Here is a 21,305-nt window from a genome sequence, read left to right as displayed (position 1 = left end):
GGGGCGGGCGTGCACACACAAGTGAAACGGGGAACGCGCGTTCAGCGCGTCATGCCGATGCTCACCTGCTGGCGCATCACCGGCAGAGCCCTGCCGCGTGCTGCATGGTCATGCAGACGACAGGGACAACACCCGACCACATGGGCCGGAGGCATCGGTGAGGTGCGGCGCGAGGGTTCGATCATGATTCAATGCCTAACGCCACATGTGGCCATTCGTCAAGCGCCGCGACGTGCGGCACGCTTGACACCACTCTGCGATCGCGATAGGGTACACAGACAACCGAAGGTCCTGCAGCAGCCGTCCGTGGTGATTTGCCGCTATTGCCGCCACGTAAAACAAGGTGCTAAAACGCAAACACGCCCGGCGGCGCATCGTCCGGGCGTTTCTGTTTTGGTCACCTCGTGCATGCCACTCCCGCTCTCCGAGGTGTTCCATGTCCGAAGTGTCGACGTTTCGTGCCCCGCGCACCCGTGCCGTGCGGGCGGGCATCGATCGTGATGTTGCCCATGGCGCGGTGGTGCCGCCCATTCACCTGTCGTCGAACTTCTCGTTCGCGGGCTTTGCCGCGCCGCGCCCCTTCGACTACACCCGCAGTGGCAACCCCACGCGCTCGCTGCTGGCGGATGCCATCGCCGATCTCGAAGGGGGCGCCGGCGCGATCATCACGTCGAGTGGCATGAGCGCCATTGCGCTGGTGCTGCAGCTCGTGCCCACCGGTGGCCGCGTGCTCTGTGCGCACGACTGTTACGGCGGTACGTGGCGACTGCTGCACTCGCTCTCGCAGCGGGGCCACTTCACACTCGACCTCGTCGATCTCACCGCGCCCGAGGTGGGGGAACGGATACGCGAGGCACAGCCGGATCTGGTGTGGATCGAAACGCCCAGCAACCCGCTGCTGCGCATCACCGATCTGCGGGTCGTCTGTGGTGCGGCGCAGGCCGTGGGCGCCGTCGCGGTGGCTGACAACACCTTCCTTTCGCCAGCCCGCCAGCGTCCGCTCTCGTTGGGGTCCGATGTCGTGGTGCACTCCACCACCAAGTATCTCAATGGCCACAGTGACGTGGTGGGCGGTGCGGTGGTGGCGCGTGATGCCGTGCTGCTCGAGCAGCTCGGATTCTGGGCCAACTGTCTCGGCGTAACCGGCGCACCATTCGACAGCTATCTCACGCTGCGTGGTCTGCGCACTCTGCACCCCCGTCTTGCCCTGCACGAGGAGAATGCCGACGCCATCGTGGCGCGACTGGCACAACACGAGGCGGTGGAGACGGTGTACTACCCGGGCCTCGCGTCGCATCCGGGGCACGCCATTGCGCGCCGCCAGCAGGATGGCTTTGGCGCCATGATCGGGGTGACGCTGCGTGGCGGCTACGAAGCGGCACGCATTGTTGCCACGGCGCTCGAGTGTTTCACGCTGGCCGAATCACTGGGTGGCGTGGAAAGTCTCGTCGCCCATCCCGCTACCATGACACACGCGTCCATGGCACCCGAAGCCCGTGCGGCGGCGGGAATCACCGACGGGCTGCTGCGTCTCAGTGTGGGCATCGAAGACGCGGGCGATCTCGTGCGGGATGTCACGCGGGCGCTCGATGCGGCGGCCAAGGCATCGCCTAACTCAAACCCTCGATCGTCCCGTCCGGCCGAAGCCGCATGCCCTCGGCCGCCGGCACCTTGGCCAGACCCGGCATGGTCATGATGTCGCCGCACTTGGCCACCACGAAGCCGGCACCCGCTGATCCGTACACCTCGTTGACCGTGATACGGAAGCCCGTGGGCACGTTGAGCTTCGTGGGGTCGTCGGTGAGGGAGTACTGCGTCTTGGCCATGCACACCGGCGTGTTGGCCATGCCGTTGGTCTCCAGCCAGTCGATGGCCTTGTCGGCCGCGGGCGAGAAGTCCACGCCGTCGGCGCCGTACACTTTCTGTGCCACGGTACGCACCTTGTCGCGAATGGGCAGTGCGGTGTCGTAGAGCGGCGCATATCGGGCCGTGCGGCGATCCAACAGCGTGAGCACCTCGCGCGCCAACTGCTCGCCGCCCGCACCGCCCTCGGCCCACACATCGCACAGGGCCACCGGCACACCCAGTCCTTCCACATACTCGCGGACCATGCGCAGTTCGGCGTCGGTGTCGGACAGCCGACGGTTGATGGCCACCACCACCGGCACGCCGAACTGCTGCACGTTGCGCACGTGATGCGCCACATGCGGCAGGCCACGTTCCAGGGCGGCCACGTTCTCCTCGTTGAGCTGCGTCTTGGGCACACCGCCCTGCATCTTGAGCGAACGCACCGTGGCCACCAGTACCGCGGCTTCCGGGTTGAGCTCCCCAAAGCGGCACTTGATGTCGAAGAACTTCTCGGCGCCCAGGTCGCTGCCAAAGCCCGCCTCAGTGACCACGATGTCGCCCAGTGCGAGCCCGGCGCGTGTGGCCACCAACGAGTTGCAGCCGTGCGCGATGTTGCCAAACGGGCCGCAGTGCAGAATGGCTGGCCCGCCTTCGAGCGTCTGCACGAGATTGGGACGCAGCGCATCCTTGAGCAGGAGCGACATGGCGCCCGTGGCCTTGAAGTCGCGCGCGCGCACGGGGGTCTTGTCCTTGCCACTCGTCGTGCCCACCACGATCTCACCCAGGCGCCGCTCGAGATCTTCGCGGCTGCTCGCCAGCGCGAGAATGGCCATGATCTCGCTGGCAGGAATGATGACCCAGCGCTCTTCGCGCATGGTGCCGTTGCCGGCGCCCACGCCAATGATGGCGCTGCGCAGAGAGCGGTCATTCATGTCGATGGTGCGCGGCCAGGTCACGGCCTTGGGATTGAGCCCCAGCGCATTGCCGTGATAGAACTGGTTGTCCACCAGCGCCGAGAGCAGCGCGTGGGCGCTGGCTATGGCATGGAAGTCGCCGGTGAAATGCAGGTTGATGTCGTCCATGGGCAGCACCTGCGAATAGCCACCGCCCGCCGCGCCGCCCTTGACGCCAAAGACGGGCCCGAGACTGGGTTCACGCATACAGAGCACGGCATTGTGTCCCAGTCGGCGGAACGCCTGTGAGAGGCCAACGCTCACGGTGCTTTTGCCTTCACCGGCCGGTGTGGGATTGATGGCCGTAACCAGCACCAGACGCCCCTTGGCCGGCTGCGAGGCCAACTCCAGCGGCAGCTTGGCCTTGTACTTCCCGTACAGGTCGATGTCGTCTTCCCCGAGCCCCAACTCGGCGGCGACGTCGCGGATATGCCGCATGCGGGCCTGCTGGGCGATCTCGATGTCGGAAGGCACGACCTTGTTGGGTGCTGTCATGGCGAGAGTTGGCGTCCGAGTGCAAGTTCAGGGGATATGTACCGCCCTCCCCTCGTCGATACCGTTGCCGGTGATTGTGCCTCCGCACCCGGCTTTGCACAACAGGCCCCCGCAAACCGGGTGGTCACATGATCATTGCACTGTTCGGCGCCTCCGGGCGCCTCGGACAGTGTGTCATTGAGGCGGCCACCGAGGCCGGCCACACGCTGCGACTGCATTACCGCGCCAAGCCCGCCGAAGACGTTCCCGAATTCAGTACCGTGGTGGTCGGGCGTCTGGATGACCCCACGGCCGTGCGCGAAGTGCTGCGTGGATCCGACGCGGCGGTGGTGGTGCTGGGGCACAAGCCCGATGCCCGCGTGCCGTACATTGCCGAGGCCACGAAGCTCATCGTCAGCACCATGAAGACGCTCGAGCAGTCACGTCTGCTGGTGGTGACGGGTGCCATGATCGGTGAGCAGACCGGCGCCGTCGGACTCGGCATGCGTCTGCTCGGCATGGCCACGCGTTCGCGCAGCGCCGACGGCATGATGGAAGACCGCGACGAGCAGGAGCGGCGCGTGAAGGCCAGTCGCCTCGACGGCTGGACCGTCATCAAGCCACCGCGTCTCTCCGACGGACCGGCCACCGACGTGGACGCCGGCGCCACGCAGGGTGTGGGGTTGCGCAGCTCGGTGTCGCGCAAGGCGCTTGCGCGGTTCATCGTGAAGGAACTCGAAGCGCCGCAGTTCAAGCAGCAGGTGGCCTACGTGGCCGGTCGCTGAACACACCTCGCTGAAGCAACCTCGCTGAAGCAACCTCGCTGAAGCAATCTCGCGGCTCTGTTTCACCCTCCGCCTCACCAACTCATGTCCGACGTACGCAAGCATGTCTGGGACGACATGCCCATCGAGGAACTCACGCCCGACATCGGTCGTCGCCTCATCTGGTCCGAGCAGCAGATGCTCGCGCATGTGTACCTCAAGAAGGGCGCCATCGTGCCCGCGCATGATCATGTGAACGAGCAGTTCACCTATGTGGTGAACGGCTGGCTGCGCTTCTGGGTGGGTGAGCACGCCGATCATCCGGGCAGCGAGTACATCGACATCAAGTCGGGCGAAGTGCTCGTCATTCCCAGTCACGTGCGGCACCGCGCCGAGGCCATGGAAGACACGCTCGACGTGGACATCTTCAATCCGCCGCGTCAGGACTGGATCAACAAGGAAGACAGCTATCTGCGCACCGGACTGCCCATGGGCAACGTGCCCGACGGTTCGCAGGGCGCGCGCTGATGGACTTCGGCATCAGGGGACGGGTGGCGCTGGTGTGTGGCGCCAGTCGCGGCATCGCCTACGCCACCGCGGAGGAGTTGGCACGTGAGGGCTGCGATCTCTTCATCTGCTCGCGTGATGAGGCGTCGCTGAACGCGGCGGCCAGCAAGCTGCGTGCGCTGGGAGTGCGGGTGGAGCAGCAGGTGGCCGACCTGGCCACCGCCGACGGCATTGCGCAGGTGGTGGACGCGGTGAGGCAGAGCTTTGGCCACGTGGACATTCTCGTGTGCAACACCGGCGGTCCGCCAACGGGCGCTCCGCTGACGCACGACTGGGCCGCCTGGACCAAGGCCAGCGAGTTGCTGCTGCGCAGCGTGGTGGAGCTCACCCGCGCCTTCGTGCCGGGCATGCAGGAGCGAAAGTGGGGACGGGTGGTGACCATTACGTCGCTGGCCGTGAAACGCCCGCAACCTGCGCTGGTGCTGAGCAACAGTCTGCGTGCGGCCGTGACGGGCTATCTGCGCACGTTGGCCAACGACGTGGGCAAGGATGGTGTGACCGTGAACACGGTGCTGCCGGGCTTCACTGCCACCGAACGACTGGATGCGCTGGCCGAGGCCAACAGCAGCCGCACCGGGCAGTCGCGTGACGCGATTTTCAGCGGCTGGGCCGCGGAATCGCCACTCGGACGCATTGGACGTCCCGAGGAGTTGGCGGCCGTGATAGCTTTCCTCTGTTCGGATCGTGCGGGGTTCATGACGGGGCAGGCGATTCTCGCCGACGGCGGCGCCATCAACGCCCTGCTCTGACCTCGTGTTGTCGTCGCCTCACTATCAGCAGCGATTCCCATGAGCCGCATCACCGAGACGCAGTGGATCTGGCGCGATGGCCAGTTCATCCCTTGGGCCGACGCCACCGTGCATGTGCTGGCCCACTCCGTGCAGTTCGGCTCTTCGGCCTTCGAGGGCATCCGGGCGTACAGCACGCCCAAGGGCCCGGCCATCTTCCGTCTGCGTGAACACCTCGAGCGTCTGTACCACTCCTGCCGCATCTATCGCATGGACATTCCGTTCAGCATGGATCAGCTGGTGGAAGCCTCGCGTGATCTGGTGGTGCGCAACGGACTCGAGTCCTGCTACATCCGGCCCATGGTGGTGCGCGGCTACGGCACGGCGGGCATGGTGCCCATCGGCGCGCCCATCGAGGTGTACATCCCCTGCTGGCCCTGGGGGGCGTACCTCGGCGACGAAGCGCTCGAAGCCGGTGTGGACGCCTGCGTCAGCACCTGGCATCGCGTGGAGCCCAACACGATTCCCGCGATGGCCAAGATTGCCGGCAACTATCTGAGCGGTCAGCTCATCAAGATGGAAGCGCTGGCCAACGGCTACGCCGAAGGCATCGCCCTCTCGCCCAGCGGCATGGTGAGCGAAGGCTCGGGCCAGAACGTGTTCATCGTGTCCAAGGGCACGATCATCACCACGCCACTCGACGGCAGCATTCTGGGCGGCATCACGCGGGCCACCATCATGCAGCTCGCGGGTGATCTCGGCATTCCGGTGCGTGAGTTGCACATCCCGCGCGAAATGCTCTACATGGCCGACGAGGTGTTCTTCACCGGCACGGCGGCAGAACTCACGCCCGTGCGCAGCGTGGACAAGATCACCGTCGGCGCCGGCAAGGTGGGCCCCATCACGCGTCAGCTGCAGCAGCAGTACCTCGGCATCGCGAAGGGCACCATCGAAGACCGTCACGGCTGGCTGACGTACTGCAAGTGAGCGGTGATCGTGGGGACGTGAGCGCAGGCGGGTATTGAGATGGCGCTCACGTCCACCATGTATGTGCTCTCGGTGAATCTCTCGCACGTGGACCGTCACGTGTACGAGTCGTTCGAGCTGCGCATGGCCATGCATCCGTCCGAATCGCCCGAGTACTTCGTGGCGCGGCTGCTGGCCTATTGTCTCGAGTACGCCGAAGGCATCGGCTTCTCCAAGGGGGTCTCAGACCCCGACGATCCCACGGTGAGTGTACGCGATCTCACGGGCAGCATCACCACCTGGATCGAGATCGGGGCACCCGACGCCGCGCGCCTGCACAAGGCCAGCAAGGCGGCGCCGCGTGTGGCCGTGTACACGCACAAGGAGCCCACTCGCTGGCTGGAGCAGTTGGCAGGCCAGCGCATTCACAAGGCGGAGCAGATTGAAATCGTGGCGCTCGACCGCGATCTCATCGACGCGCTGGTGGAACGCCTCGACCGGCGCATGGCGTTGGACGTGAGTGTCACGGACGGCACGATGTACGTGACGGTGGGTGGGGCGGTGCTTACCGGGGAGCTGCTTCGCGTTGGGATCTGAGTTCTGGTGAGGATCCAAGGAACTGATGGTGTGAGGATTGGAGGATCTGGGGATAGGAGAGGCGGCCGGCCGGGGCTCGCCTTGGTTGGGAGCTCCGGCCGGCCGCCCCTCCAAGCCTCGGATCCTCCAATCCTCACACCTTCATCTTCCGGATCCTCCAGTCCACCGAGATCTCCGAATACGGCAATGCGTCTCCTCCCCCTCGCTCTCCTCCTCCTCTTCACCAGCGCCTGCGCGGCCATCAAGCGTCCGCCGGCCACGGTCGCCTCGCTCACCGCCGAGTCGACCACGCTGGCCACGCGTGACCGCACACTGCGTGACTCGGTCATCGCGCGACTGGTGCGCCGGGCCGAACGACGCGGCGATCGCCACCTCGATGTGCTGCTGCTTTCGGGTGGTGGTCAGAACGGAGCTTATGGCGCGGGCTTTCTGCGAGGGTGGCAGCGGCGCAGTGAGGGCGCCATGCCGCGCTTCGACCTGGTGAGTGGCATCAGCACCGGCGCGCTGCAGGCGCCGTATGCGCTGCTGGGTACTCGCGCGTCGCTTGATACCATTTCAGCGCTGTACGCACGCGCGGCGACCAGCATTGCGCCCACCTTCGATTGGTGGTTCTGGATTCGGCGCACCGGCGGCCTGGTCAACACCGGTCGCTTCGATCGCACGCTGGAGCAGGCCATCGACGGAGATTTCCGCACGGAGCTGCGCGAAGCATTTGCCGATGATCGTCAGATCATCTTTGGCACTACGGACTTTGACCTGGGCATCGGGCAGCTCTGGAGTCTGGGTGATGAGCTCGACAGCAGTGAGGTCGGCCTGCGTCGGGCGCGCACGCTGCTCAAGGCGGCCACTGCCATTCCGGCCATCTTCCCGCCGGTGGTGGTGGACGGTCATGTGCACGCCGACGGCGGCGTGGTGGAGAACGTGCTGCCGGTGCTCGGCCTGGCCGACTATCGCCGCCTCGGTGAGGCCCTCACGGCGCGCGGACTGCGTGACGTGACCGTGCGATTGTGGGTGGTGCTCAATGTGTGGTCGCACGCCGACCCGCGAGTCATCGCGCCGTCCAATCGTGGACAGATGGATGCGCGCTCCACCACGCTGTTGTTCTACTTGCACCAACCCTCCACGCTCGAGAAGCTCGATTATCTCGCGCGCGCCGTCTCGGCGGAGGTGCCGGGACTTCGCCTCGAAATGCGCGTCACGGCCATCCCGTCTGAACAGTCGGTGGCGCCGGGCGCGGACAAGCTCTTCAACCGCAGTTTCATGCAGCGTCTGGACTCGCTGGGCTTTGCGCGCGCGCAGAGCGGCAATCCGTGGGATGTGGTGCCAAGCGCCTTCGTGCGACCGGAGGCACCGCGCCGGTGAGTGAGAACCCGTCGCTGAACGTGGTGCGCGCGCATCCACTCTGTGCAGAAACACCGCCGGCGGTGCTGACACTGCCCTACACGCCAGCCGCCAGCGTGTATGTGCGCAGCAACTTTCCCACGCCCGCCCTCGATGCCTCGCATCGCGTGACGGTACGTGGCGCCGTGCAGAACGCACGCGAGTTTGTCGTGGCGGAGTTTGCCGACTGGCCGCAGCACGAATTGCTCGTCACCATGGAGTGTGCGGGCAACTGGCGACTGGGCATGGAGCCGGTGCCAGAAGGGGAGCCCTGGAGCTGGGGCGCCGTGAGCACCACCCGCTGGCGCGGTGTGCGACTGGCCGATGTGCTGGCAAGAGTCGGCGTGCAGCCGGATGTGGTGGAGGTAGTGGCCGTTGGTGCCGACAGTGGCCCGCGTGATGATGCCACCGAGCCCGGCGCGGTGACGTTTGCGCGTGCGCTGCCCATTGAAGTGGCCATGCACCCCGACACGCTGCTGGCCACGCACATGGATGGACAGCCGCTCACGCCCGATCACGGGGCGCCGCTGCGCCTGGTCGTGCCAGGCTGGTATGGCATGGCCAGTGTGAAGTGGGTGGCGGCGCTGGAGCTGGTCACCGCACCGTTCACGGGATACTTCCAGCGTCAGCGCTATGTGTACCGCACCAGCAACGGTGTGGAACCGGTTACGCGCGCGCGCGTCAAGAGTTTTGTGGTGTCGCCGGCGCCCAACGCCCGCTGCGATGCCGAGGTGATGTTGCGTGGGTGGGCGTGGTCGGGTTATGCGCCCATTGCCGAGGTGTCTGTGCAGGTTGGCGACGGTCCCTGGCTGACGGCTGCACTTGCACCGTCCGCGTCGGACTATGCGTGGACCGAGTTCACCTTGTCGCTGTCACTGCCTAGGGGTACGGTCACGCTGCGCACGCGTGCGCGCGACAGCGTAGGCAACGTGCAGCCCGAGCAGGCCGAGTGGAACGACCTGGGCTACGGCAACAACGCCATCCGGTCCTTCACGCTGCATGTCGCAGACTGAGTTCGCGCCGCTGGTGCACATTCGTGCCGGCACCGAGCAGGATGCCGAACTGCTGGCGCCGTTTGCGCGGCGCGTGTTCGACGCCACCTTTGCCGCCGACAACGACCCGGTGGCACTGGGCGCGTACATGGACGGCGCCTTCAACGTGGCGCGTCAGCGCGAGGAGTTGGGCAATCCGGCGTGCACCGTGCTGCTGGCGTACATGCATGACACGCTGGCTGCCTGGGCCCTGCTGCGCGATGACGTGGCGCCGCCCAATGACAGCCCCGTGCCCGGTGCGCGTCCGCTGTATCTCAATCGCTTCTATGTCGACCACGCCTGGCACGGCCGCGGCGTAGCGGTGGCACTCATGGCAGCTGTGCACGAGGCCACGCGCGCGCGTGGGTACGATGCCCTGTGGCTGAGCACCTGGGAGCGCAACACACGCGCCATCCGCTTCTACGAGCGCGAGGGCTTTACCGTTGTGGGCACGACCTGGTTTCAGCTGGGGGAAGAGCTGCAGCGCGACTACGTGCTGGGGCGCACGCTCGACTGAATCGGCGTGCGTTTGGCGTCAGTGCGGTAGCTCAACCCGAAGCAGCGGACCGTCGGCGCCCAGCATGATTTCATCACCATGGGTGAGCACGCGTAACTGCACGGGCTGACCGTTCACGCGTGTGCCCGCGGTGGACGCGAGATCAAACAGGTGCCACGAAAGCGGCGAATCACTGGCCAGCCACAGCAGCGCGTGCCGGCGACTCACCATGCGCGGCGTGTCGTCGTCAAAGGCCACGATGGCTGACTCGCTGCGCCCGATGAGTGCGGTGCCGCCGCTGTCGAGCTGCACACAGTCCACCGCGCCACGTCGCGGGCCCTGCAGGTGCACCAGACGGAGTTCTTGCATGTCCGTTGACGCGCAAAGCGGCGCGCGCCGGGGTCAGCGTGCTCCGCTGCGCGCTTTCCACTCCGCCGCTTCGCGCTCACGCCCCGTGGCCTCGAAGAGCAGTACCAGCCGGCGCGCAATGGCCACCGAATAGGGCGCCGACGCGCCGTGTGTGGCCACCACACCCTCGTAGCCCCGCCGCAGCAAACGCTCGGCCTCGGCGTAGCGCCGCACCAAAAGCAGATGCGCGCCCACCGTTGCTTCGGCACTGGCCACCGCCCAATGACCCGCCGGCATGCCCTGACGGCGCAGCTCCCAGGCGCGACGCAGCGCGGCCTCGCCCTCCGCGTACTGCCCCAGCGAATCGTGGGCAGCGGCCACAAACTGCAGCACCGACGCCGATGTCGGGTCGGTTGCCGGCAGCACCGTGCCAATGGCCTGCACCACGGGCTGTGCCACCTCGAGCGCTCCGCGGTAGTCGCCGCTGCGCACCCGCAAGCGCACCGCATTCGCCCGCGCGCGCAGGTAGGTGGTGTGCTCCGGCCCCAGCGAGGCCTCGAGGATGGGTAGCGCGTGACGCATGAGCGAGTCCGCTGCCGCATACTGACCACGCTCTTCAAGAATGCTGGCGAGGCCCCGTTCGAACTCGGCATACCGTGGGCGCTGTGTCGCGCCGCGCAGCGAACTGTCCGACAACGCCACGCGCTGCAACGATTCGGCCTCGGCCAGCTTGACCTGGTACACACGCCAGATGGCCAGATTGGACAGCGCAAGTGGCACACCGGCACGCGTGGCCGAGTCGCGACTGCTACGCCTGAGCGCCAGCTCTTCCTGTGCGAGTTGTTCGGCACGCGCGACATCGCCGTTGCCATCGAGCAATCGTGCGAGATTGCCCATGGCATCGGCCAGACGACGTTCATCACGCGGCGTGTGCTGCCGCAGCATGCGTACCGCACTGTCCAGCAGGGTCACGCCGCGCGGCACCTCACCCAGCGCTTCGGCAATGTTGCCGCGCAGCGCCAGCACCTCGGCTGTGCGCGGGTGTGCAGCGCCTAGCGTGCGTTGCCGGAGTGCCAATGCATCGAGCGCCTGGCTGTCGGCCGTGGCCCACTCGCCCAGAGCGTAGTAGGCATTGGCCAGCGTGAGATGAAGGTCGCCGGCAATGTCCGGGGCTACCTCACTCGTACGCAGCCGCCGCGCGGCGGCGTCGAGTGTACTGCGCACGCTCAGCGCGCGTCCGCCGATGTCCGGGTCGGCCGAAGCCAGCATGTCCTGCAGAAAGGTATTCACCGCGGCGGTGCGCTGCTGCTCGCGACGCGCATCCCGTGCGGCCAGTGTAGACCACCAGGCGGCGCCAAGCAGGGCGAGCAGCGCAATGCTGGCGGCGGCTGTTTCAAATGGCCGGCGACGCAACACACGCCACACCCGCTCGGCGCGCGAGGGCAGGCGCGCCGCCACGCGCTTGCCGTCCAGCCAGGCGGTGAGATCCGCGGCCAACTGCTGCACGGTGGCATAGCGATCGCGCGGTGACTTCTCGAGAGCCTTGAGCACGATGGCATCGAGGTCGCCCCGGAGTGCGCGGGCCCGCAGCGCATCGGGCGCGGCCTGCGCGAGGACCGCGCGTGACGGTGGCGCGACGCTGCGCTGCGTGACCAGCTCGAGCTGTTCGGCCCAGGGCTTGCCACGCAGCGTGTACGGGCGTGTGTCCGTCAGCAATTCGTACAGCACCACACCCAAGGCATAAACATCGGTGGTCAATTGCGGGGGCTCGCCCAGAAACTGCTCGGGGCTCGCGTAGTCGGGCGTGAGCGCGCGCAGGTTGGCCTCCGTGGGCGGCAACGCGTCGAGGTCGTCGGCCTCGCGCAGCAGGCGCGCGATGCCGAAGTCCAGCAGCCGCACAATGCCGTCAGTGGAGACGAGGATGTTGCCGGGCTTGAGATCACGGTGCACCACCAGGCGCCCGTGCGCGTGCGCGACGGCCGCGCACACGCCCAGCATGAGGCGCACACGGGCGCGTGTATCGAGCGCGGCGCGCTGCACATGTTGGGTGATGGGCACACCGTCCACGTACTCCATCACGATGTAGGGCTGCCCGTCGTCAGTGAGACCACCATCGAGCAATGCGGCAATGTTGGGGTGCCGCAGTGAAGCAAGAATCTGCCGTTCGTAGCGAAAGCGCTGCACGGCCAGCGCCGACCCGGCGTCGCGCCGCAGCAACTTGAGGGCCACACGCATGCGGAACTGCGCATCGTTGCGCTCGGCTTCGAACACGGCGCCCATGCCGCCGCGGCCAATGAGGCGCGTGATGCGATACGGTCCCACGCTGCGGCCGATCAGGTCGTCGTCCGACTCGATGCGCGCCATGCCCTGCGGCGGGGAGATCTGCCAGGGCGTGCCCAGCGCATCATCATCGGTGGCGAGGGCCAGCAGCTCCTGCACGTCGCGCCGAAGCGCCGGATCGTGCGCGGTGCGCGCGTCCAGCCAGCGGCTGCGCTCGTTTGCGGGCAGGGCGTCGGCTTCGTCAAAGAGCGCGCGCACCAGGCGCAGGCGCTCGGCGTCGCGGTCCGTGGAGTCCGCCGTGCTCATGAGACGCTCATGCGACGCTCATGCCGCACTGTCCAGGGCGCGCCGGAGAAAGGCCTGCGCGTAACGCCAGTCGCGCTTGGCCGTGGACAGCGACACATCGAGTGTGGTGGATACCTCCTCCATGCTCAGTCCTCCGAAGAAGCGCAGCTCCACCACCTGCGCTGCGCGGGCATCGTGTCTGGCGAGATTGGCGAGTGCTTCGTCCAGTAGGTCGAGCCGCTCGTCCTGGTCCTCGAAGCCGGTGAGCGTGTCAGGTGGTGGCGGGGCCTGACGCTTGAGGGCACGACGCCGGCGCGCGTGGTCGATGAGCAATCGTCTGATGACTTGCGCCGCGAGCCGATAGAACTGCGAGCGGTTCTGCCAGCTCACCTCCGACTGGCGCGTGAGGCGCAGGAAGGCCTCGTGCACGAGTACCGTGGTTTGCAGCGTGTGCCCGTCGCCCTCATGCCGCAGCGCATTGGCGGCCACGCGGTGCAGTTGTCCGTACACGGCGCGTGCGAGCCGGTCGAGCAGGGCAGGGTCGCCGTCGGCCGCCGCCTGCAGGAGCTGCGTGACCTCTGTCTCGTCGAGGGAGCTGGTCGACATGACAAACCGGGGGAGTGCGGAGACCCGCGAAATCGTCGTTGGCGCGGGCGCAGCAATAGTGCAGGCCATGCCCCATGACGCGCAAATCACGTGTGGCGGGGGTCAGCGCTCGGCGGGTCCGTCCCCGCCGGCCTTTGGTGGGCTCAGCGCTTCCTGGCCAGCATGGTGCCACGGCAGGTAATGGCGCCGCAGTGGCAGGGGTAGCGCTTCTTGGCGGCCGGCGTGTGGCGCTCGGGCAGGATGAAGGCGTAGTCGTAGACCAGCTCCTCGCCCACCTCGATGTCGTGAATGGTCTCAATCCAGAGCCGCTGCGCGTCTACCACCACGTCGCAATTGGGGGCGCAGGAGTGATTGAGAAAACGCGCCTCGTTGCCGTTCACCGAGGCGTCCACCACCACCTCGTCATCAATGGCAAAAAGAAAGGTGTGGTGCCGCTGCTCGGGGGTGTCCGGGTAGCGGGCCTCGGCCTCGGCGGGCGTGAGGCGCTCGCCGGCGTATTCAATGAGTCGGGTGCCGGCGGGAATGGCGCGAGTGGCAAAGGCGCCCAGACCCTGAATGGCGCTGGGGCGGATTTCGAAGGGGAAATCGGAGGAAGGCGCGCCCTCTGGGGGCGGGGTTGTGGTGTCACGGTGCGGGCCCATGTGGACAAATCTCACCGTTTGGGGCCGCGCTGGGGTAGATTTCAGGGCTACAGGAGAGTTTTACATGAACACATCAGACGCGGGCACGACGCCCGAGAGCGTCGTTTCCGAGTCGGTCGGCACGTTTGCCGCGATCGGGGTAGATCCGCGCATTGCCCAGGCGCTGACGGCGCTGGGATACGAAGAGCCCACGCCGGTCCAGCGGGCGTCCATTCCCCCGCTGCTTGAAGGGCGCGACGTGCTGGCCCAGGCGGCCACGGGTACGGGCAAGACGGCCGCCTTTTCCCTGCCGCTGCTGACGCGGGTGGGCAACGGACATCGCAGCGAGGGCGGGCCCTCGGTGCTCATTCTGGTCCCCACGCGCGAGCTGGCCATGCAGGTGGCCGAGGCGGTGCATCGCTACGGCAAGCCGCTGGGGCTCAACGCGTTGGCCGTGTATGGCGGTGCCAGCATGGACCTGCAGGTGCGGGCCCTGCGCCGCGGGGTGGATACCGTGATTGCCACGCCGGGTCGTGCGCTCGACCACATCAAGCGTGGCACGCTGCAGCTGGCCACACTGCGTGCGGTGGTGCTGGACGAAGCCGACGAAATGCTGGACATGGGTTTTGCCGACGAGCTCGAGGCCATTCTGCAGGCCACGCCGAGCACCAAGCAGACCGCCCTGTTCAGTGCCACGCTGCCGCCGCGCATCGCGGGCATTGCGCGCACCTATCTGCAGAACCCCGTGCACGTCACGGTGGAGCGCGAGGTGGTGGCCGAGGGTGAGACGGCGCGTGTGCGTCAGGTGGCCTACATCGTGCCGCGTGCGCACAAGATGCCGGCGCTGGCTCGTGTGCTGGACATCGAGCAGCCCACGAGTGCCATCGTGTTCTGCCGCACGCGCACCGAAGTGGACGAGTTGAGCGAGACGCTCACCGGTCGCGGTCTGCGTGCTGAGTCGCTGCATGGTGGCTTGTCGCAGGACCAGCGTGACCGTGTGATGCAGAAGTTCCGCGCCAAGAAGGTGGACCTGCTCATTGCCACCGACGTGGCGGCGCGTGGTCTCGACGTGAAGCATGTCAGTCACGTCGTCAACTTCGACGTGCCGGCCGACGCGGAAACCTATGTGCATCGCATCGGGCGCACGGGTCGTGCGGGCCGTGAGGGTGTGGCCATTACCCTGGCCGAGCCGCGTGAGCATCGATTGCTGCGCAACATCGAGCGGCAGACCAGTCAGCGTATCGAGATGGCGCAGGTGCCCACGGTGGCGGACCTGCGCGCGCATCGCACCGAGCTGGTGAAGGCCACCTTGCGTGAGGCCCTGCTGGAAGGTGGACTCGACGCGCATCGTGGCATGGTGGAGAGTCTGGCGGCCGAGTTCGACATCATGGACATCGCGGCGGCGGCGGTGAAGCTGGTGGCCGCGCGTGATGAGGGTGAGGAGGCCGAGATTCCGGCGGTGGCGCCGCGCAGCGAGCGTCCCAGTGGTGATCGCTACGCCGATCGGGGCGGTGATTCACGCTCGTTCGATCGTGGGTCGTCGCGTGGTCCGTCGCGCGGTCGCGAGGGTGGCCGTGAGAGCGGCGGCCGTTCGCGTCGTGAGCCCGGTTTTGCCGCGGCCAAGTTGTGGATTGGTGCGGGCCGCAAGCTCAAGATCCGTCCGGGCGATCTGGTGGGTGCGATTGCCAACGAGGCGGGTTTGGACGCAAGCAACATCGGGTCCATCCAGATTGCCGACAACTTCAGCACGGTGGAAGTGCCTGAGGCCGCGGCGGAGGACGTGATTGCCGCGCTCAAGCGCAGCAAGATCAAGGGTCTCAAGGTGCAGGTGCGCCGGGATCGGATGGGGCGCTGAGGCGCACCGGGGCGGCGTTGAGATGATGCCGCCAGTGAACAAATGATGACGGGACATGCGCGGCGCGGAGGTATGGTGCTGGCATGTCCCGTTTTCTGTTGTCCAGGTCGCCGCTGCTTTTCCTGTATCGCGACGTGTTGGAGCGGCCACTGCCGAGCCTGCCAACACTGGAAGCGGCGCCTCGGCCTACGGTGTTGCCCAATGTGCTTCCGCCCGAGGGCGTGATGCGGGTGCTGACGAAGATGCAGGGAGTGACGCGCCTTATGACGCAGGTGATGTACGGATCCGGGCTCCGCTTGATGGAGTGCTGTACCCTGCGATGTCAGGACCTGCGTCTCGACCGGCGCGAGATACTGGTGCGCAACACCAAGGGTGGTCGGCATCGCATCACCATGATTCCCGACGCGCTGATTGGGCCCCTGGGCCAGCAGATGGAAAGTGCGCGACGCACGATGGGCCGGCTGGCGGCGGCTGGCGGCGGGTATGTGGAGTTGCCGCATGCGTTCGGGATAAAGTCGCCGCGGTCGTCACATCACTGGGTGTGGATGTGGCTCTTTCCGGCCGCGCGGTAGTACTGGCACGCCGAGAGTCGGCAGTGGCGCATTCACCACCTGCACCAGTCGGTGGTGCAGCGGGCGGTGGGCGAGGCCGCGCGTCGGGCAGGCCTCAATCAGCGTGTGGGTTGCCACACCCTGCGTCATTCATTTGCCACCCATTTGCTCGAGTCGGGTTACGACATCCGCACGGTGCAGGAACTGCTGGGGCACAAGGACGTGAAGACCACCATGCTCTACACCCACGTTCTCAACCGGGGCGGGCGGGGAGTGCGCAGCCCACTGGATTCGGTGCTGGGACGAAACGTGGCCGCGAGCGATGGGGGTGCCTCTCCGGCTCTCTCTCGCGCCGCCCCCGCTATACCGCGATAACCGCAGCATAACGCGGACTGGCGCAACTTACGATTCGGGTCGTAAGTTGGCGGGAGTCAACAGGATTGCGCCAAGTCCGCTCGAAGAAGTGGGGGATGTTATGCTGTAGAATCGAGCGGTAGAAGCGCCGTGGCGCAGTAGTTTGGCGCGGTCTAATATGCGTTGAACTAAACCGCTGCGCGGTAGTTGTCAGTGCCGATTGAAAATTGCACAGAAGTGCCGACCGAAATTGCACACTCGGGACGCCTCCTGAGCGTCTGACTCAAGACGCTCCCCTGTGGGATTATTGGCCTCTTGCCCTTGAGGGAGGAGGTCGGTGTACAGCTGGGAGACCCTGGTGTTACTCAGGCATTTGTTGGAGTCCGGGCAGCCCAAAGCGGCCATTGCCCGAGAGTTGGGGATCAGTCGCCGACTGGTCTATCACCTGATCAGGACGGGTCAGGTAGATCGGGAGTTCGCGGTGGAGGCGCCGCGGCAGCGTCGGCAGAACCCGGGCAAGCTGGCCCCGTTTGTCCCGCTGATTCACGAGCGGCTGACGGCGTTTCCCGCGCTGTCGGCGACGCGCTTGTTGGCCGAGTGTCGGGCGGCCGGCTACACGGGCGGCTACTCGCAGCTGACCGCGTTGGTACGGCAGGTGCGCCCCCGCGAAGAGCCCGAGCCGCTCGTTCGGTTCGAGACCGAGCCGGGCGTGCAGGCGCAGTTCGACTTCGCCGAGTTTCGATTTCCGTGGGGGAAGCGGTACGCCGTGCTGGTGGTGCTCGGCTATTCGCGATTGCTCTACGTCGAGTGGGTGGCGCGGCAGACCGCGTGGACCGTGATGCAAGCGCTGGAGCGGGCGTTCGCGTTCTTTGGCGGCGTGCCCCTCGAAGTGCTGTTCGATCAGCTGAAAGCCGTCATTGTCGAGGATCATCGCGGTACCGGCGGCCGGCTGCTCGAAAACGCGGAGTTCGCGCGCTTCGCGGCGCACTGGGGCTTTCGCATTCGCGCGTGTCAGCCGTATCGCGCCCAAACGAAAGGCAAAGTGGAGCGGCCGGTGCGCTACCTGCGCGAGAATTTCGTGTACGGCCGCGAGTTTCTGGGCGACGGGGATCTTGCTGCGCAGACGCTCCCGTGGCTCGAGAGCGTCGCGAATGTGCGCGTGCATGGGACGACGCGCGAACAGCCCCTGGTGCGCTTCCAGCGCGACGAGCAGGCCACGCTGCAGCCGCTCGCGCCGCGGCCGTATCGCTCGCTCGTGCTCGAGCCCACGCCGCCCGTGCGCAGCACGACCGTCGTGGCCACGCCCGTGAGCGTGGAGCGGCGTCGGCTCACCGCGTACGCCGACCTGATCGCGGAGGCCGTCTGATGCCGCCCCTCGCGCCCACGTCCCTGCGCGACCGCCTGCGCACGCAGCTCGCCGATCTCAAGATGCCCGGCGCCCTCGAGGCGCTCGACGACATCCTACGGCAGGTCGATGGGGGCCAGCTCGCCGCCGGCGAGGCGATCAGCGCCGTGCTGCACTCGCAGATCCGGCTCCGCAATCAGCGCCGCTTGCAGACGGCCATGCGCAGTGCCCGCCTGCCCGCGGTGAAGACGCTCGGCGATTTCGACTTCAGCTTCCAGCCGAGCATTAAGCGCGAGCAACTCGACAATCTCCACACGCTGAGCTTTCTGGATCGCAAGGAGAACGTGGTCTTCCTCGGGCCCCCGGGCGTCGGCAAAACGCATCTCGCGATCAGTCTCGCCATCGCGGCCGCCGAGTACGGACGGCGTGTCTATTACGCGACGCTCGCCGATCTCATCACCTCACTCGAAGAGGCGCAGCAGGCCGGGCACCTCACGCGGCGCCTGCGCACGCTCGTCTTTCCGAGCCTCATGGTGATCGACGAGATCGGCTATCTGCCGATCTCCCGGACCGGCGCCCAGCTCTTCTTCCAGCTCATGAGCCGGCGCTACGAGCATGCCTCGACGGTGCTGACCAGCAACAAGGGCTTTGAGGAGTGGGGCGACGTCTTCGGCGACGAGACCATGGCCGCCGCGCTCATCGACCGCCTGCTCCACCACTGCCACATCGTGAACATCCGCGGCAACAGCTACCGCATGCGGCAGCACCGCGATCTCGCGCTCCGCCGCAGCGAGCCCGACCCTGAACCGGCGCGGCGTCCCCGCCGCCAGGAGCGCTAACCGCCACCCCGGGCCGGCCCCCCGCCGGGTGTGCAATTTCAATCAGCAGAAGTGTGCAATTTCAATCGGCGTTGACAGTAGTTTGTGGTTGAGGACGGTTCCTTTCGAGGGACCGTCCTTTTGTGTATCGGCCGGTCGTCGTAACGTCGTGGGAGCAGGTCGTTTCTTTCCCACAAACGGAGGTTGTGATGCAGACGCTCACCGACCGGATGGGCGAAGACATGCGGCTGCGCGGCTTCGCGCCGAGGACGCAGCAGGCGTACCGCGGTGCCGTGACGGGGTTGGCGACGCACTTTGCGCGATCGCCGGACACCCTGGACACATTGTCAGAAGACGAGCTGCGCCGCTTCTTCTTGGAGTTGGTTACGACGCGCCAAGTCTCGCGCAGTACGCTGATCGTCTACCGGAGCGGCATTCGCTTTCTGTACGAAGTGACCTTGCAGCGGACGTGGCCGGTCTTCGATCTCGTCCGCCCGGCGAAGCGCCATACGCTGCCCAATGTGCTTGCCGTGGCGGAAGTGCAGCAGCTGCTGACCGCGGTGCGCGATGCGCAGGCGCGCATGACGTTGACGTTGATCTACTCGTGCGGGCTGCGCCTGTCTGAGGGGATATCCCTACGGACGCGCGACATCGACCGGGCGCGGATGGTCGTGCACGTCCGCGCGGGAAAGGGCGGGCGGGATCGTTATGTGCCGCTCCCCCTGCGCACACTCGAGCTCTTGAGTGCGTACTGGCGGGCGGTACCGGTCGCGCGGCGTCGCGCCGCCACCACGAGCGGCTGGCTGTTCCCCAATCGCGAGGCGACCGGACCGTTGCATCCCTGCAGCCTGCAGAAGACGTTTGCCGCCGTGGTGCGGGCGAGTGGGCTCACCAAACACGCCTCGGTGCATACCTTGCGCCATTCGTATGCGACGCACTTGCTGGAGTGTGGGGTCCATCTGCGCACCATTCAAGAGCTGCTCGGGCATCGCAGCCCCGCGACGACCGCCGTGTACACGCACATCACGCCGACGGTCACGAGTGCGCTGCATGCGACGGTCAACGCCCTGATGGCGACGTTGTAACCCCGCGCCGGCGTCCGGAGCGGAGGCATGTCTGTCGCGACGGCCGTGCGGCGGTTTGGCCCAGCGTACGCGGCGCGTTTTGGCGCGGCGATGCCGGCGGGCCATCGGCGTGCCCTCGACGATCTCGCGGCCTGTCGCACCGCCGCGATGGGCGGACACGTCACGCAGTGTGACACGTGCGGGGCCGAACACTTCGTGTACCATTCCTGTCGACATCGTCAGTGCCCGACGTGTCATGGCGTCAGTACGCGCGCGTGGACCGCCGCGCGCGAGCGCGAGCTGCTGCCCGTGCCGTACTTCCACGTGGTGTTTACCCTGCCGGCCGAGCTGCGGCCCATCGTCCGTGCGCATCAACGCGTGTTGTTGGGGACATTGATGCAGACGGCGGCCGAAGCGCTCCAGCGGCTCGCGGCGGACGCGCACTATCTCGGGGGCACCGTGGGCGTGCTGGCCGTGCTGCACACGTGGACACGCACGCTCGCGTATCATCCGCATGTGCACTGTCTCGTCCCCGGCGGGGCCCTCGCTCCAGACGGGACATGGCGACGGGCGCGAGGCCAGTACTTGGTGCCGGTGCGGGCCCTGTCGGTCGGATTCCGCGCGCGGTTCCTGTTGCGATGGAAACGGCTCCTCCCTGACGTGGCTATCCCCGCCACGGTCTGGAAGAAGCCGTGGGTGGTGTACGCGAAACCGACGGTGCAGGGTGCCGACTGCGTGCTGCGCTATCTCGCGCGCTATGTGCATCGCGCGGCCATCACCGATGCGCGCATTCTCCACGTCGATCGCCGTGCGGTCACCTTCCGCTACGCGAATGCGACCACCGGTAGCTGGCGGACGATGACGTTGTGCGGCGACGAGTTTCTCCGGCGCTTCCTGCAGCATGTCCTGCCGCGCGGCTTCCATAAAGTCCGCTACTATGGCTTCTGGCGGCCTCAGGCCGCGGGTATCCGCGAGGCCTTACAAGAACGCCTCACGCCAGTTTCGGTCTCCACACCACGCACGGCGCGGGCTGAAGCGCCGCCTGCGACCCTCGCGCTGGTCCCCCGCTGCACGCAGTGCGGCCAGGGCCACCTGTACCGGACGCGGGCGCTGCGTCGAGCGAGTCACACCTTGGCTCGGTTGGATCCGGCATGACGCGTCTCCCGCGCGCTCACGTCGCCCCCACTACCGGTGCACCCGCTTGCCGGATGCGCCGCCGCGGCGTGCCCACGCGTCAGCCGACACCCCCTTTCGGTCTCGGCGACTGGCTCGTGGTCATCGCCGCAACCATACGTCGGCTCTTGTCTCAGCCACCAGCAGATCGCCGGGCTGCCATCCGCACACTGGCGGCGGGCTCACACCCGCAGCAAACTCC

At 66.8% G+C, this 21,305-nt stretch carries 22 protein-coding genes; 16 read left to right on the top strand and 6 right to left on the bottom strand.

What is annotated here, in order from left to right:
• Positions 1-41: 41 nt before the first annotated feature.
• Complete coding sequence (locus B2747_RS04435) at positions 42-185, bottom strand: hypothetical protein (RefSeq protein WP_291157243.1); 144 nt, start codon at positions 183-185, stop codon at positions 42-44.
• A 251-nt stretch (positions 186-436) separates the two neighbouring features.
• Here B2747_RS04435 and metB point away from each other — a divergent pair, with 251 nt between their 5' ends.
• Positions 437-1,696 (top strand): cystathionine gamma-synthase, encoded by a 1,260-nt coding sequence (gene metB / locus B2747_RS04430; RefSeq protein WP_291157242.1) that lies wholly within the window; start codon positions 437-439, stop codon positions 1,694-1,696.
• Here metB and B2747_RS04425 read toward each other — a convergent pair.
• Entirely contained in the window at positions 1,611-3,275 is a 1,665-nt protein-coding gene (locus B2747_RS04425; RefSeq protein ID WP_343125862.1) for a formate--tetrahydrofolate ligase, read from the bottom strand. The two genes, metB and B2747_RS04425, sit on opposite strands and share 86 nt — an antisense overlap.
• A 149-nt stretch (positions 3,276-3,424) precedes the next feature.
• Here B2747_RS04425 and B2747_RS04420 point away from each other — a divergent pair, with 149 nt between their 5' ends.
• The 8 genes from B2747_RS04420 to B2747_RS04385 all read left to right on the top strand — a co-directional run bounded on the left by B2747_RS04420 (position 3,425) and on the right by B2747_RS04385 (position 9,825).
• Entirely contained in the window at positions 3,425-4,060 is a 636-nt protein-coding gene (locus tag B2747_RS04420) for an NAD(P)-dependent oxidoreductase (RefSeq protein WP_291157238.1), read from the top strand.
• A gap of 84 nt (positions 4,061-4,144) precedes the next feature.
• A complete protein-coding gene (locus B2747_RS04415; protein WP_291157236.1) occupies positions 4,145-4,567 on the top strand; it encodes a cupin domain-containing protein in 423 nt (140 codons plus the stop codon).
• Positions 4,567-5,355: an SDR family oxidoreductase gene (locus B2747_RS04410; RefSeq protein WP_291157234.1), complete on the top strand. Its 789-nt coding sequence runs from the start codon at positions 4,567-4,569 to the stop codon at positions 5,353-5,355. Before B2747_RS04415 ends, B2747_RS04410 begins: the two co-directional genes overlap by 1 nt.
• Positions 5,356-5,394: 39 nt before the next feature.
• On the top strand, positions 5,395-6,321 hold the full coding sequence (locus B2747_RS04405; protein WP_291157232.1) for a branched-chain amino acid transaminase: 927 nt from the start codon (positions 5,395-5,397) through the stop codon (positions 6,319-6,321).
• A 39-nt stretch (positions 6,322-6,360) separates the two neighbouring features.
• Positions 6,361-6,897: a YaeQ family protein gene (locus tag B2747_RS04400; RefSeq protein WP_291157231.1), complete on the top strand. Its 537-nt coding sequence runs from the start codon at positions 6,361-6,363 to the stop codon at positions 6,895-6,897.
• A 186-nt stretch (positions 6,898-7,083) separates the two neighbouring features.
• Positions 7,084-8,259 carry a patatin-like phospholipase family protein gene (locus B2747_RS04395; protein ID WP_291157230.1) on the top strand — a complete coding sequence of 392 codons (1,176 nt, stop codon included), beginning with the start codon at positions 7,084-7,086 and terminating at the stop codon, positions 8,257-8,259.
• Positions 8,256-9,290 (top strand): sulfite oxidase, encoded by a 1,035-nt coding sequence (locus tag B2747_RS04390; RefSeq protein ID WP_291157228.1) that lies wholly within the window; start codon positions 8,256-8,258, stop codon positions 9,288-9,290. Before B2747_RS04395 ends, B2747_RS04390 begins: the two co-directional genes overlap by 4 nt.
• A complete protein-coding gene (locus B2747_RS04385; RefSeq protein WP_291157226.1) occupies positions 9,277-9,825 on the top strand; it encodes a GNAT family N-acetyltransferase in 549 nt (182 codons plus the stop codon). Before B2747_RS04390 ends, B2747_RS04385 begins: the two co-directional genes overlap by 14 nt.
• Positions 9,826-9,843: 18 nt before the next feature.
• Here B2747_RS04385 and B2747_RS04380 read toward each other — a convergent pair whose 3' ends face one another.
• The 4 genes from B2747_RS04380 to B2747_RS04365 form a co-directional block, all read right to left on the bottom strand.
• On the bottom strand, positions 9,844-10,173 hold the full coding sequence (locus B2747_RS04380; RefSeq protein WP_291157224.1) for an FHA domain-containing protein: 330 nt from the start codon (positions 10,171-10,173) through the stop codon (positions 9,844-9,846).
• 33 nt (positions 10,174-10,206) lie between these two features.
• Positions 10,207-12,738, bottom strand: a complete 2,532-nt coding sequence (locus B2747_RS04375; RefSeq protein ID WP_291157223.1) for a serine/threonine-protein kinase — start codon at positions 12,736-12,738, stop codon at positions 10,207-10,209.
• Between the two features lie 18 nt (positions 12,739-12,756).
• Complete coding sequence (locus B2747_RS04370) at positions 12,757-13,323, bottom strand: ECF-type sigma factor (protein WP_291157221.1); 567 nt, start codon at positions 13,321-13,323, stop codon at positions 12,757-12,759.
• Between the two features lie 143 nt (positions 13,324-13,466).
• Positions 13,467-13,964, bottom strand: coding sequence for an SET domain-containing protein (locus tag B2747_RS04365; protein WP_291157220.1), 498 nt, complete (start codon positions 13,962-13,964; stop codon positions 13,467-13,469).
• Between the two features lie 64 nt (positions 13,965-14,028).
• On the opposite strand from B2747_RS04365, the gene B2747_RS04360 reads away from it, so the two are divergent.
• The 7 genes from B2747_RS04360 to B2747_RS04330 all read left to right on the top strand — a co-directional run bounded on the left by B2747_RS04360 (position 14,029) and on the right by B2747_RS04330 (position 21,085).
• Positions 14,029-15,798, top strand: a complete 1,770-nt coding sequence (locus tag B2747_RS04360; RefSeq protein ID WP_291157219.1) for a DEAD/DEAH box helicase — start codon at positions 14,029-14,031, stop codon at positions 15,796-15,798.
• An 83-nt stretch (positions 15,799-15,881) separates the two neighbouring features.
• On the top strand, positions 15,882-16,370 hold the full coding sequence (locus B2747_RS04355) for a tyrosine-type recombinase/integrase (protein WP_291157217.1): 489 nt from the start codon (positions 15,882-15,884) through the stop codon (positions 16,368-16,370).
• Positions 16,371-16,400: 30 nt separating this feature from the next.
• The gene (locus B2747_RS04350) at positions 16,401-16,724 is read left to right on the top strand and encodes a tyrosine-type recombinase/integrase (RefSeq protein WP_343125861.1); all 324 of its coding nucleotides are present in this window, start codon (positions 16,401-16,403) and stop codon (positions 16,722-16,724) included.
• A 316-nt stretch (positions 16,725-17,040) separates the two neighbouring features.
• Entirely contained in the window at positions 17,041-18,069 is a 1,029-nt protein-coding gene (gene istA / locus B2747_RS04345; RefSeq protein WP_291157215.1) for an IS21 family transposase, read from the top strand.
• Entirely contained in the window at positions 18,069-18,887 is an 819-nt protein-coding gene (gene istB, locus B2747_RS04340; RefSeq protein ID WP_291157214.1) for an IS21-like element helper ATPase IstB, read from the top strand. The genes istA and istB overlap by 1 nt, the downstream gene beginning before the upstream one ends.
• 188 nt (positions 18,888-19,075) lie before the next feature.
• On the top strand, positions 19,076-19,951 hold the full coding sequence (locus tag B2747_RS04335) for a tyrosine-type recombinase/integrase (protein ID WP_291157212.1): 876 nt from the start codon (positions 19,076-19,078) through the stop codon (positions 19,949-19,951).
• 27 nt (positions 19,952-19,978) lie between these two features.
• Positions 19,979-21,085: an IS91 family transposase gene (locus B2747_RS04330; RefSeq protein ID WP_291157210.1), complete on the top strand. Its 1,107-nt coding sequence runs from the start codon at positions 19,979-19,981 to the stop codon at positions 21,083-21,085.
• Positions 21,086-21,305: the final 220 nt, after the last annotated feature.

Origin of the sequence: Gemmatimonas sp. UBA7669 (genome assembly GCF_002483225.1) — a bacterium.
GTDB lineage: Bacteria > Gemmatimonadota > Gemmatimonadetes > Gemmatimonadales > Gemmatimonadaceae > Gemmatimonas.
This window is presented reverse-complemented; position numbering and strand designations above follow the sequence as displayed.